This is a genomic window from Sphingobium sp. RS1 (assembly GCF_056156825.1).
This window is the reverse complement of the sequence record NZ_JBLZXE010000002.1, coordinates 1,357,756-1,370,375: the sequence shown is the minus strand read 5'-3', so window position 1 is coordinate 1,370,375 and position 12,620 is coordinate 1,357,756. Positions and strand designations below refer to the sequence as shown.

At 65.6% G+C, this 12,620-nt stretch carries 8 protein-coding genes; 7 read left to right on the top strand and 1 reads right to left on the bottom strand.

Features of this window, described 5'->3' with window-relative positions; genetic code table 11:
- Positions 1-14: 14 nt before the first annotated feature.
- Complete coding sequence (locus ACNHGR_RS08225) at positions 15-1,937, top strand: gamma-glutamyltransferase family protein (RefSeq protein WP_475285311.1); 1,923 nt, start codon at positions 15-17, stop codon at positions 1,935-1,937.
- A gap of 96 nt (positions 1,938-2,033) precedes the next feature.
- Positions 2,034-4,847 carry a TonB-dependent receptor domain-containing protein gene (locus ACNHGR_RS08220; protein ID WP_475285310.1) on the top strand — a complete coding sequence of 938 codons (2,814 nt, stop codon included), beginning with the start codon at positions 2,034-2,036 and terminating at the stop codon, positions 4,845-4,847.
- Between the two features lie 96 nt (positions 4,848-4,943).
- Here the strand turns inward: ACNHGR_RS08220 and ACNHGR_RS08215 are convergent, their stop codons facing one another.
- Positions 4,944-5,981 (bottom strand): glycoside hydrolase family 43 protein, encoded by a 1,038-nt coding sequence (locus tag ACNHGR_RS08215; RefSeq protein ID WP_475288363.1) that lies wholly within the window; start codon positions 5,979-5,981, stop codon positions 4,944-4,946.
- Positions 5,982-6,233: 252 nt separating this feature from the next.
- Here ACNHGR_RS08215 and ACNHGR_RS08210 point away from each other — a divergent pair, with 252 nt between their 5' ends.
- The 5 genes from ACNHGR_RS08210 (at position 6,234) to qhpC (ending at position 12,613) form a co-directional block, all read left to right on the top strand.
- On the top strand, positions 6,234-6,701 hold the full coding sequence (locus ACNHGR_RS08210) for a (2Fe-2S)-binding protein (protein ID WP_475285308.1): 468 nt from the start codon (positions 6,234-6,236) through the stop codon (positions 6,699-6,701).
- Entirely contained in the window at positions 6,698-8,881 is a 2,184-nt protein-coding gene (locus tag ACNHGR_RS08205; protein ID WP_475285306.1) for a xanthine dehydrogenase family protein molybdopterin-binding subunit, read from the top strand. The genes ACNHGR_RS08210 and ACNHGR_RS08205 overlap by 4 nt, the downstream gene beginning before the upstream one ends.
- Positions 8,882-9,054: 173 nt before the next feature.
- Positions 9,055-10,791 (top strand): quinohemoprotein amine dehydrogenase subunit alpha, encoded by a 1,737-nt coding sequence (gene peaA / locus ACNHGR_RS08200; protein WP_475285304.1) that lies wholly within the window; start codon positions 9,055-9,057, stop codon positions 10,789-10,791.
- Positions 10,788-12,236: a quinohemoprotein amine dehydrogenase maturation protein gene (peaB, locus tag ACNHGR_RS08195; RefSeq protein ID WP_475285302.1), complete on the top strand. Its 1,449-nt coding sequence runs from the start codon at positions 10,788-10,790 to the stop codon at positions 12,234-12,236. Before peaA ends, peaB begins: the two co-directional genes overlap by 4 nt.
- On the top strand, positions 12,233-12,613 hold the full coding sequence (gene qhpC, locus ACNHGR_RS08190; protein WP_475285300.1) for a quinohemoprotein amine dehydrogenase subunit gamma: 381 nt from the start codon (positions 12,233-12,235) through the stop codon (positions 12,611-12,613). The genes peaB and qhpC overlap by 4 nt, the downstream gene beginning before the upstream one ends.
- Positions 12,614-12,620 lie beyond the last annotated feature (7 nt).

Genomic DNA, 12,620 nt, shown 5'->3' with positions numbered 1-12,620 from the left:
GCGAAAGATCCCCTATGCCTTCCACCCCATCACCTGCCGATCCGAAAGCTGCTGACCCGATAGTAGCCGGGCCGATAGTCGCCGGGCCGACTGGACTCGATCGCCGTGCTCTGCTGACCGGCGGCCTCGCGGGGGCGGCGCTGTCCGCCCTGCCGGCCACCGCGCTGGCGCAATCGGGGGCGCGGGCGCCCGATGCGCCGCGATCCGGCGGCGCGGTCGTCGCATCCCACCGGATCGAGGTGCCCATGCCCCATGGCGGCGTGACCGCGGGCCATCCGCTCGCCGCGATGGCCGGCACGCGCATGCTGATGCAGGGCGGGACCGCCGCCGATGCCGTAGTCGCGGCGATGGCGGTGATGAATGTGGTCGAGCCATGGGCGTCGAGCGCGGGCGGCAACGGCTTTGCCACCTGCCTCGACCGCAAGGCCGGGACGGTGCATTCGCTGGCCTTTACCGGCGGCGCGCCGCGCCTGCTGGACCCGGAGGCGGACCCCGCGGTGCTGGACCATGGCCCCAAGGCGCTGACGGTGCCGGGCGCCTTTGGCGGCTGGATCGCGCTGGCCCGGCGATTCGGGAAGCTGCCGCTGGCGACGCTGCTGGACCCGGCGATCGGCTATGCTCGCGACGGCCATCCGCTCGATCCGTCGATCGCGCTGTTCATCGGGCGGGCGCAGAAGACGCTGGCGCTTTATCCGACCAGCGCGGCGCTGTTCCTGCCCGACGGAAAGCCGCCTGCGCCCCGGTCTATCTTCCGCAATCCGGGGCTGGCGCGCACGTTGCAGGCGCTGGCCGACGCGGAGGGCGCGGCGCTGAAGGGCGGAGCGGATCGCGACCGGGCGTTGCAGGCGGCGCACGACTATTTCTACACCGGGCCGATCGCGCAGGAATTTGCGCGCTTTTCGACGGAGATGGGCGGCTGGCTGCGGCTGGACGATTTGACGGCCTATCAGCCGCGCTGGTCCGATCCGGTCACGACCAATTATCGCGGGCTGGATGTCTATGCCAGCCCGCTGACGTCGCGGACCGGGCTGGAATTGTGCGAGCAGCTGAATCTGGTCGAGGGGTTCGACCTGGCGGCGCTGCCGACCGACGGGCCGGCCTTCACCCATTTGCTGATCGAGGCGATCAAGGTCGCGAAGGCGGACGTCTATCGCTATGCCGCCGATCCCGCCTTTGCGCGCACGCCGGTGGAGGGGCTGTTGTCCAAGCGCTTTACGGCGGCGCGCCGCGCGCTGATCGATCCCGCCAGGGCCGGGCTGTATCGCGAAGGCGGCAATGCGGCGGCCTATGACCGGGCGATGCTGGAGCCGCCGCGCCTGCGGCTGGCTGCGCGCGGGGATGAGCAGACGCGCGGCGGCGACACCACCAGCCTGTCGGCGGTCGATGCCGAAGGGAATGCGATCGCCGTCACCACGACGGTGGGCGGCGGCTTCGGCACGTTCCTGGTGATGGGCGACACGGGCATATTGTTCAACAACGGCTTGCGGCTGGGGTCGACCGCGCCTTATGCCGGGCACCCGAACAAGGTCGCGCCGGGCAAGATCGCGCTGCTGGGCAATGGGCCCACCATCGTGCTGGACAAGGGGCGGTTGAAGCTGGTGTTCGGATCGCCCGGTGGCGAGACGATCGGCCAGACCCAGTTTCAGTTTCTGGTCAATGTGGTCGATCGCGGCATGCCCATTCAGGCGGCGATCGAGGCGCCGCGGTTCGCGCTGGATGCCGAGCCCAATTTCTACAAGCCGGGCGCCGCGATCACCGTGCAGGCGGAGGGGCGGTTCGCCGATCCGGTGCTGCAAGGGCTGACGGCGATGGGGCATCGGATCGAGAAGGTCGGCCCCTATGCGATCGGCAGCGTGCAGGGCATATTGGTGGATGCGTCGGGCGCGCGCATGGGCGGCGCCGACCCCCGCCGCATGGGCTATGCGATCGGTTACTGACGGGGGCAGGCGGCCGGGGGACAGGTGGCGGATCGCGGCGCCTGCCTCGTTTCCCTGATTGGCGGGATGACGGGCATCATCAGGGGGACGCTGCCGATGGTTGGGCGTTTGGCGGGGCATTTCAGGCTGGGCATGTGGCTGCTCGCGCCCTGTGTCGCGTTGCCCTGTGTCGTGTCGCCCCTGCCGGTCTGGGCAGCGCCGCCCCCGGCTGCGGCGAAGGCCCCCGACAAGAGCAGCAGCCTGTCCCAGCGGCATAATTTCAATATCGGGCCGCAGCCGCTGAACGGGGCGCTGCGCGAACTGGCGGCGCAGTCGGGCATCCGCATCTTCTTTCCCTATGACGAGGTGGCGTCGATCCGCAGCCGGCATGTCCGGGGGTGGATTTCCACCGCGGAGGCGCTGAACCGGCTGCTGGCCGGGACCGGCATCCGATATCGCGAAGCCAGCGCCGGTGTCGTCGCGCTGGCCACGCCGCAGAACCGGTCGGCGCGGCAAGGTCCGGCCGGATTGCAGATCGCCCAAGCGGGGGCGGGGGCGGGGGCGGCGGCGACCGGGGGCATGGCGCCCCAGGCCGAAGGGCAGGAGGAATCCTCCCCGATCATCGTCACCGGGACGCGCACCACGACCCGCACCGTGGCGCAAAGCATGGCGCCGATCGACGTCATCAGCCGGCAGGACATGGAGGCGAGCGGCCGGCAATCGGTGCGCGACCTGCTGGGTACGCTGATGCCCTCAATGACCGTGTCGAACAATGGTGCGGGGGCGAGCTATGCTGTGCGGACGGTCGCGCTGCGCGGGCTGGGCGCCGATCAGATGCTGGTGCTGGTCAATGGCAAGCGCCGTCATTACAGCGCGATCCTGTTCAATGCCGGGACGGTGCAGAGCGGCCAGTCGCCGCCCGACCTGGACCTGATCCCCGCCAATGCGATCCAGCGGATCGAAGTGCTGCGCGACGGCGCGTCCGCCCAATATGGATCGGACGCGATCGCCGGTGTCGTCAACATCATCCTGAAGACCGACATGGCCGGCGGGGCCGCGCTGACCATGGGCACGACCGCCGACAATGGCGGAACGCAGGGCCGTATCCAGATCGACAAGGGATTCAGGCTGGGGCGCGACGGCGGCTATATCCATATGGCGGCGGAGGGCGTGCTACAGGACAGCACGGTGCTGCAAAGCAGCCCGATCGCCGGGACATTCTATCCCAGTGGCGATGCCCGCAACGCCAGCCCCGACCGCTATCGCGGCAAGGTGGGGCAACCGCAGGTCATGGGCGGCAATGCCGGTTATGATGCCATGGTGCCGGTGGGCGACACGATCGAACTCTACAGTTTCGGCACCTATGCCAAGCGCCATGCCGCCGGCTGGATGACCTATCGCCTGCCCAGCGCCAGCAACAATGACATCAGCCAATATCCCGAAGGCTACACGCCGCGCATCCATGTTCATGACGAGGATGTCCAGGCCGTGATCGGGATGCGGGGCGAGATGGGCGGCGGCGTGCGTTATGACCTGAGCAGCAGCGTTGCGCGCGACGATGCCGGTTATCGCACGACCACATCCTATAATCCGACCCTGGGGGCGCAGAGCCCCCATGATTTCCATCTCGGCAGCCTGCGGTCGGACGAATGGGTAACGAATATCGACCTGAGCAAGGCGATCGACCTGGGGCTGGTCGAGCCGCTGGCGATGGCGGTGGGCGCCGAATATAAGAAGAACAGCTTCGCCATATCGCCCGGCGACTATGGTTCCTATCATGGGCTGGGGTCGCAGGGGACGGCCGGTTTCTCACCCGCGCAGGCGGGGCGCTGGCACCGGGACAATTGGAGCGCCTATGTCAATGTCGAGCAGAAGATAGCCGCAGGGCTGGAGATCGGCCTGGCCGGGCGGCACGAGGATTATTCGGATTTCGGCACGACCAATACCGGCAAGGCGTCCATCCGCTTCGAACCGGTCAAGGGTTTTGCCCTGCGCGGGACCGCGAGCAGCGGCTTTCGCGCACCCACATTGCAACAGCAATATTATGCCGGTTCGGGCACCAATATGGTGACGCTGGACGGCGTGCGGCAACTGGCGCCGGTGCTGACGGTGCCGGTCAATGATCCGGCGGCGCTGGCGCTGGGATCGGTGGCGTTGCGGCCGGAAAGGTCGCGGAACCTGTCGGCCGGTCTGGTGCTGACAGCCTTTCGCAATTTCAGCCTGACGATCGACGCCTATCAGATCAGCATCAGGGACCGCATCCTGCTGAGCGAAATCCTGCAGGGCGACGCGGTGATCGCGGTGTTGCGCGCAGCGGGCTATGCCAGCGCCTACGGCATCCGCTTCTTTTCCAATGCGGCGGATACGCGGACGCGCGGGCTGGACATCGTCAGCACCTATCGCGCCGACCTGGGCCATATGGGGGCGGCGACCTTCAGCCTGTCGGCGAACATCAACAGGACGCGGTTCACCCATATCGATACGGACCCGACGGGCGGCAGCTTCATCGGCCGGTCGCGGCAGGGCGACCTGAGCGAGGGGACGCCGCGCAACAAGGTGATCGCCAACATGTTGTGGATGCTGGGCGGCTTCACCATGAACCTGCGCGCGACCCGTTATGGCAAGCTGGTCGAGCGCACGGCCGCGCCGGTCTATCATGACGCAGGCTATGCGAGTTGCACCGCGGGCAGCGAGGGATGTGCCTATGGCTATGTCGACGAAGTCCTGCATCCCAAGATGATCGTCGACCTGGAGGCGGGGTACAGGCTGGCCAGCGGGGTCAGGCTGTCGGTCGGCGCGAACAATCTGTTCAACATCTATCCCGCCAGGCTGCGGCCGGTGAACCGGACCAGCGGCAGCCTGTACCAGAGCTATTCACCCTATGGGTCGAGCGGCGGCTTTTATTATGGCCGGCTGAATCTGGAGTTTTGAAGCGGGCTGAAGGCGCCGAATACAGGAGGAGTGGCTCGTGCGAAATGCCGGCCGGCGTCCTTGATGGTCGGGTCGCCGGCCGGATGGCTGGATGATCTACTTGTGGCTGGCTTTGGCAGGCGCCAGCGGGTCGATGGTCTGAATGCTGCCGTCCGGATTGTAATGGAGTTCGGTCACCTTGACGTTGCGCAGCCGGGTCTGGCCCGAAAGCTGCGTGTCGGCATAGAAGAGCCACCAGCGGCCATTCCATTCGACGATCGAATGATGGGTCGTCCAGCCTTCCACCGGTTCCAGGATGCGGCCCTTGTAGGTGAAGGGGCCATAGGGCGAATCCCCGATCGCATAAGCGAGATAATGGGTGTCGCCGGTCGAATAGCTGAAATAATATTTGCCCATATATTTGTGCATCCATGATGCTTCGAAGAAGCGGCGATCATGGTCGCCGCCCAGCAGCGGCTTGCCCTTGTCATCAAGGATCTGCACTGCTTTGGGCGTTTCGGTAAATTCCAGCATGTCGCCGGTCAGCTTCGCGACGCGCGGGGCCAGCGCCGGCTTGTCGTCCTGCTGCAAATCGGTCTTCGATCCGTTGGGATCATATGTCCCGTCGATATTGCGCTGAAGCTGGCCGCCCCAGATGCCGCCGAAATAGACATAGCTCTGTCCGTCATCATCGGTGAAGACGGCGGGATCGATCGAATAGCTGCCCTTGATCGGTTGAGGCTGGGCCTTGAACGGACCCATGGGGTTCTTCGACGTGGCGACGCCGATGCGGAAGGCGCCTTCCTTGTCCTTGGCGGGGAAATAGAGATAATAGGTGCCATTCTTGTAGGCGGCATCGGGCGCCCACATCTGCTTGTCGGCCCAGGGCACGTCCTTCACGTCCAGCGCCACCGGCCCGACCGTCACTGGCCCGCCAATCCTGTCCATCGACAGGACATGATAGTCGCGCATTTCGAAATGGCTGCCCAGATCATCCTCCGGCGTCGGGCCGTCGATATCATGGCTGGGATAGACATAGACCTTGCCGTTCCACACATGGGCGGACGGATCAGCGGTATACATGTCCGTGACGAGCGGCTGCGACAGATAGTCGGACGCGGGGCGGGCGGTCTTGGTCGCGGACGGGGCCTGCATGCTGTTGCCGGATGGCTGCTGGCAACCGCTGACGAGCAGGAAGGCCAGCGTCAGGCCGATGGGTCCAAAAGAGCGTGTGGGCATGTCGATCCTCTCATTTGTCGGAGAATAGATAGCGCTAACATTTTTGCGATGCAATCGGTGCCTGCATGTGGCGGCGGTGGATTTCTCTGCCCGCATCGCAACAAAGCGGCTGGACAGGCGCCGACTTTCTGCCATCCCCAAGAGCATCAGTGGTAATCGGGGGCAGCGATGGCGATCAACCTGAAAGTCAATGGACAGATGCGGGCAGTGGAGGCCGATCCGGCCAAGCCGTTGCTCTGGGCCTTGCGCGAGGATCTGGACATGGTCGGCACCAAGTTCGGCTGTGGCGCGGGGTTGTGCGGCGCCTGCACCGTCCATATCGACGGCAGCCCGGCGCGCGCGTGCCAGACGCCGATCGGCGAGGCGCAGGGCATGGCGATCACCACCATCGAGGCGGTGGCGCAGAGCGAGACGGGCAAGCGCATTTCCGACGCCTGGGTCAAGCTGGACGTGCCGCAATGCGGCTATTGCCAGGCGGGGCAGATCATGAGCGCGACCGCGCTGCTGGCGACTACGCCCGATCCCACGGACGAGGATATTGACGGCGCGATGATGGGCAATCTGTGCCGTTGCTCCACCTATGTCCGCATCCGCGCCGCGATCAAAGATGCGGCCAAGGCGGGAGCGAAGGCATGAACGCGCCGATCCTGTCGCGCCGCCGCTTCCTGAGCGCGTCGCTGGTCGCGGGCGGCGGGCTGCTGTTCGACCTCAATATCCCGCTGGCGGGCGCGGCCGACGGCGCGCCGCAGATATTGACCGCCTTCGTGCGCATCCTGCCCGATAATCGCGTCATCATCGGCGCGAAAAATGCCGAGATCGGGCAGGGAGCAAAAACCATGCTGCCGGTGCTGATCGCGGAGGAACTGGACGTCGACTGGGCGCAGGTGACGATCGAGCAAACCCATGCCGATCAGAAGATATTCGGCGGGCAGAGCGCGGGCGGCAGCCGCACCACGCCGCGCGAATGGGTGCCGACGCGGACGGCCGGGGCGGCGGCGCGGGCGATGCTGGTGGCAGCGGCGGCGCAGATATGGGGCGTATCGCCCGCGACGCTGAAGACCGGCAGCGGCAAGGTAAGCGATCCGGCTTCGGGCAGGCGCATGACCTATGCCGCGCTGGCCGCGGCCGCCGCGCAGCAACCGGCGCCAGATCCGGCGACGCTGGTGCTGAAAGACCCGAAGGATTTTCGCATCATCGGCCAGTCGATCGGCGGGGTGGATACGCCGGCGATCGTGGCGGGCAAGCCTTTGTTCGGGATCGATTTCAAGCTGCCCGGCATGCTTTATGCGGTGCTGGAAACCTGCCCGGCCTTTGGCGGAACGCTCAAATCGGCCAATCTGGATGCGGTGAAGGCACTGCCCGGTGTGGCCCATGTGCTGACGATCAAGGGCGACGGGACGCCGGAATCGCTGTTCGACGGCGTCGCCATCCTGTCGACAAGCTGGTGGAGCGCCAATCAGGCGCGCGAGGCGCTGAAGGTCGAATGGGACATGAGTGCGGTCAGCGGTTTTTCGACCGAGGGCTATGCGGCGCAGGCGACCGAACGGCTGAAGGGCAAGGCGGACGGAGACATCGTCCGTGCTGGTGACGTGGACGCGGCCTTTGCTGCTGCGGCGAAGACGGTCAGCGCGCGCTATGATTATCCGTTCCTGGCGCATGCGACGCTGGAGCCGCAGAACTGCACCGCCTTGTTCAAGGATGGGGGTATCGAAATCTGGGCGCCGACGCAGAATCCGGAAAGCGGGCGCGGGCTGGTGGCCAAGGCGCTGAACCTGCCACCGGAGAAAATCCGCATCAACTTCACCCGCATCGGCGGCGGGTTCGGCCGGCGGCTGATGAACGATTATATGGTGCAGGCGGCGGCGATCGCGGTGCAATTGCCGGGTGTGCCGGTCAAGCTGCTCTATAGCCGGCAGCAGGATATGCAGCGGGATTTCTATCGGCCGGCGGGCTGGCATGGGTTTCGGGCGGCGCTGGACAAGGGCGGGAAGCTGACCGCCTTCCACGATCATTTCGTGACCTTTGGTAAGGATGGCAAGCCGGTGCGATCGGCCGAGATGCCGGCGAGCGAAATTCCCGCCGGCCTGATCGATACGGTTTTGCTGGAACAGAGTTTCCTCAGCACCAACATGCCGACCGGCTGGCTGCGCGCGCCCGGCTCCAATGCGCTGGGCTTCGTGACGCAGGCTTTTCTGGACGAAGTGGCGCAGGCGGCGGGCAAGGACCTGCCAACGCTGATGCTGGAATTGCTGGGCGAACCGCGCGAATTGCCGCGCGGTCCCAACGCGCCGCCCTTCGTCACCGGCCGCGCCAAGGGGGTGATCGAGAAGGTGGTGGCGATGAGCGGCTGGGCCGATCGTGCCAAGCTGCCCAAGGGGCGGGGCAAGGGCTTTGCCTTCTACTACAGCCATATGGGCTATTTCGCCGAGGTGCTGGAGGTGGCGCTGGTCGACGGCATGCCGAAGGTGGCGACCGTGTGGGTCGCGGGCGATGTCGGCAGCCAGATCATCAACCCGATGAACGCGCTGCATCAGGCGCAGGGATCGGTGATCGAGGGGCTGGGGCAGGCGCTGGCCGGGCAGAAGATCACGCAGGTGGCCGGCGCGGTGGAGCAGGCCAATTTCGACACCCATCCGTTGCAGCGCATCCCCGATACGCCGCAGATCATCGTCGAGTTCGTGAAGACCGACTATCCGCCGACCGGCATGGGCGAACCGGCGCTGCCGCCGGTGATCCCGGCGTTGGTCAACGCGCTGCATGCGGTGACCGGCAAGCGCATCCGCACCCTGCCGATCGTGCCGGAGATGTTCGCCTGATCCCCTTTTCCTGAGCTTTTCGGCCCTGCCTGAAAAAATCTTGATGATCGTCAAGATTTTTATGGCGGATTGGCATGGCGTCCTTCGTCATGCGGATCAGAGGGGCGAAAAGCCCCGTCCAGGCTTCGGCTGCGTCCAGGGCAAAAGACCGGGCGCCAAAGGGGGACATCAGGGTGAAGCGGCTTCCGGTGCAATTCGGTCTGTTGGCGTTGCTCTCTGCGTCGGTCGTGCTGGCCCAAGGAGGTAGCGGGGCTGATAGCGGGCCTGACGGCGCGACGATGAAGGAGACGGAGGCGGGTATCCCCGTCACCGATCCGCTGGTGCAGGAAAAATGCGGCAGCTGCCATGCGCCGGACGCCAAGGGCAACCTGTCCCGCATTAGCTGGGTGCGCACCACGCCGGAGGGCTGGGCGCAGGCGATCAAGCGGATGGTGCGGCTGAATGGCCTTAGCATCACGCCCGAGGACTCGCGCGCGGTCATCAAGTCGCTTTCGGCCTCGCACGGGTTGGCACCGGAGGAGGCGCGGCCGGTCATGTATCTGCCCGAAAAGCGGATCATCGACGAGGCATTGCCCAACGAGACGATGCGCGGTGCCTGCGCCAGTTGTCATGCCTATGCCCAGCCCCTGTCCTGGCGCCGGTCGAAACTGGAATGGAAGACGTTGCAGGATTTGCACGTCGCGCTCTATTCGCAGGCGGACGCCCAATATCGCCGGCCGGCCGAGGATAGCGAGCAGCCCGCCGGGCGCGATCCCAAGGACAAGATGACGCGCGGCGAATATGCGCTGACCTACCTGCCCAAGGTGGCGGGGCTGCATACGCCCGAATGGGCGGCATGGAGTTCGCGGCTGCGCGCGCCGCGGCTGGCTGGCGACTGGCTGGTGGTGGCGTCGGTGCCGGGACAGGGCCGTTTCATCGGTACGATGACGGTGGCGCCGGGCGCAGCGGCGGATGAGTTCAAGACCAGTGCTTCGCTGACGTCGCTGGGCAATGGCGCGACCGTCAGCCGTAGCGGCACGGGGCTGGTCTATTCGGGCTATAGCTGGCGGGGGTCGTCCAAGGGTGGCGCAGCGCCAGGGAAGCCCGATGATCTGGGCAGCGCGGCGCGGGAGGCGATGTGGTTCGCACCCGACCAGCAGAGCGCGGAAGGGCGCTGGTTCTGGGGCGAATATCAGGAATTTGGCTATGATGTGAAGCTGGTCCGCGCGACCGTCGCGCCGGCCATCCTGGCGGTGACGCCGGGGGCGATGAAGGCCGGGGCGAAGGGCGTGGCCGTGACCATCTGGGGCCATAATCTGCCGACGTCTCTGGCGGCAGGCGACGTCGATCTGGGCGCGGGCGTCACCGTCAGCAAGATCGTGTCGGCAGCGCCGGGCAAGGCGGTGCTGAGCGTCGATGTCGCGGCCGGTGCGGCGGCCGGGCAGCGCGATGTCGGGATCGGCGGCGCGGTTCTGGAAAAGGCATTCCCGGTTTACAGCAAGGTCGATTATCTGAAGGTCACGCCGGAAACGAGCCTGGCCCGGCTGGGCGGCACGAAATTCCCCAAGGGCTATCAGCAGTATGAGGCGATCGGTTACGATAACGGTCTGGACGGCAAGCCGAACACGAGCGACGACGTCGCCATCGGCCCGGTCGACGCGACATGGTCGATGCAGGAGTTCATGTCGGTCTATTATGATGACGACATGAAATATGTGGGTGCTTTAAGCCCCACCGCCTTCTTCACGCCGGGGCTGGAAGGCCCCAATCCCGAACGCCGGTTCAGCCGCAACAATTATGGTGAGGTTTGGGTCGTCGCCACAGCGAAGGCGGAGAAGGACAAGTTCGGCAAGCCATTGAGCGCGCGGTCCTATCTGGTCGTGACCGTGCCCATGTACCAGCGCTTCGACCAGCCGGAGGTGTCGCGATGACCGTGATGCACATGCCTGCCTATCGCCGGGCCGAATATCATGGCTTTTCGGCCGGGGGCAGCGACTTCGTCTATCTGGTGAGTGCGGGCGCGATCTTCGAGATCGACGCGCAGGTGCAGGATGTGCTGGACCGGATCGACGGGCAGGAACTGGGGCATGCCGCGCTGGTGCGGGAACTGGCGGGCGAGGGCGGCGACCTGAGCGAGGCGGAGGCGCTGGTGCGGGAGTTGCGCGCGGCGCAACTCATCCATCTGGGCGCCGCGCCGCTATCCGTGCCCGAAGCGCCGCCGGCGGATTTCCCGTTGCAGGCGTTGGTGCTGAACGTCACCAACCAGTGCAATCTGGCCTGTACCTATTGCTATGAATTCGGCGCGGACAAGATCGCGACGCCGGCGGGCAAACCCAAATATATGACGCTGGAGACCGCGAAGGCGTCGGTCGATCTGCTGATTGCAGAGGCGGCGCATCGCCCTTCGGTGCATATCACTTTCTTCGGTGGCGAAACCTTGATGAATTTCAAGCTTTTGCGCGATGTGGTGGATTATGCCAATGGTGCGACGGCGGCCGCGGGCAAGGGCATCACCTACAGCCTGACCACCAATGCGACGCTGTTGACGCCGGAGATCGTCACCTTCCTGTCGGACAACCGGGTCGGCGTGACCGTGTCGATGGATGGCCCGCCCGAATTGCAGGACAAGCATCGCGTCTACAAAAATGGCAAGGGCAGCTATGCGGTGATCGAGCCGCGGCTGCGCACATTGATCGCCCATCATCGCACCCGCGCCGTGACCGCGCGCGTCACCCTGACCGAGGGCGTCACCGATGTCGTGCGCATCTTCCGCCATCTGAAGGACGATCTGGGCTTTCACGAGGTCGGCTTTGCGCCGGTGACCACGGGCGAGACGCGGGCCTATTCGATCGATGCCGACGGCATGGACAGCGTGCTGGCGCAGTTCAACCTGCTGGCGCGCGAATGGCTGGAGTTTGCGCTGCGCGGGGAAATGCATGGTTTCACCAATGTCAGCGAGACGATCAGTGAGCTGATTTCGGGCGTCAACAAATCCCATCCCTGCGGCGCGGGCATGGGGCTGATGGGGGTCAGTCCGTCGGGCGACCTGTCGCCGTGCCACCGTTTCACCGACGCCGACACGCATGTGATGGGCCATGTGTCGAGCGGCATCGACCGGGCCAAGCAGGGCGATTTCCTGAGCCGGGGGCATGTCGGCGCCAAATATGATTGCCAGAGTTGCTGGGCGCGGCCGCTCTGCGCCGGGGGCTGCCACCATGAGGCGTTCGTCCGCTATGGCGACACCGGCCATGCCAATCTCCATTATTGCGACTGGATACGGCAATGGACTGACACCTGCCTGCATATCTATGGCGAGCTGGCGGTGAAGAACCCCGGCTTTCTGGAGCATTTCGCTGAACGAAAGGGGCTGTCATGAAGCATCTTCGTGCCATCAACAAAAAGGCGCGGCGGATCGACGACGCCGTGACCCAGATGGAGGCGGCGATCGAGGCCGCCGCTGCGTCGGGCGCCACGCCGCCCGACATGGAGGAGGATGTCGTCGCCCTGCAACAGGCGCCGCGTCCGCATGTGCCGATGGGCTGTACCCTGTCCTTCTCGCCCGGTTGGGAAGTGGATGCAGGCGGCGGCACGGCGGGGCTGTGCCAGCCGGTCGAACGCGACATCTATGACTGCTACGTCACCTGCTTCTGGCCGGTGCAGGTGCCCGATCACGTCAATTATTCGCCGGACTGGGCCAGCAACTGCGCCACCGCGACGAAGGACTGGCGCAATCTCGACCTGGTGTTCCCATGAGGCGCGC

Coding starts and splice junctions, on each gene's coding strand:
- ACNHGR_RS08205 (WP_475285306.1), top strand. CDS start 6,698: ATGAACGCGCCGATCCTGTCGCGCCGCCGCTTCCTGAGCGCGTCGCTG.
- ACNHGR_RS08210 (WP_475285308.1), top strand. CDS start 6,234: ATGGCGATCAACCTGAAAGTCAATGGACAGATGCGGGCAGTGGAGGCC.
- ACNHGR_RS08215 (WP_475288363.1), bottom strand. CDS start 5,981: ATGCAGGCCCCGTCCGCGACCAAGACCGCCCGCCCCGCGTCCGACTAT.
- qhpC (WP_475285300.1), top strand. CDS start 12,233: ATGAAGCATCTTCGTGCCATCAACAAAAAGGCGCGGCGGATCGACGAC.
- ACNHGR_RS08225 (WP_475285311.1), top strand. CDS start 15: ATGCCTTCCACCCCATCACCTGCCGATCCGAAAGCTGCTGACCCGATA.
- peaB (WP_475285302.1), top strand. CDS start 10,788: ATGACCGTGATGCACATGCCTGCCTATCGCCGGGCCGAATATCATGGC.
- ACNHGR_RS08220 (WP_475285310.1), top strand. CDS start 2,034: ATGGTTGGGCGTTTGGCGGGGCATTTCAGGCTGGGCATGTGGCTGCTC.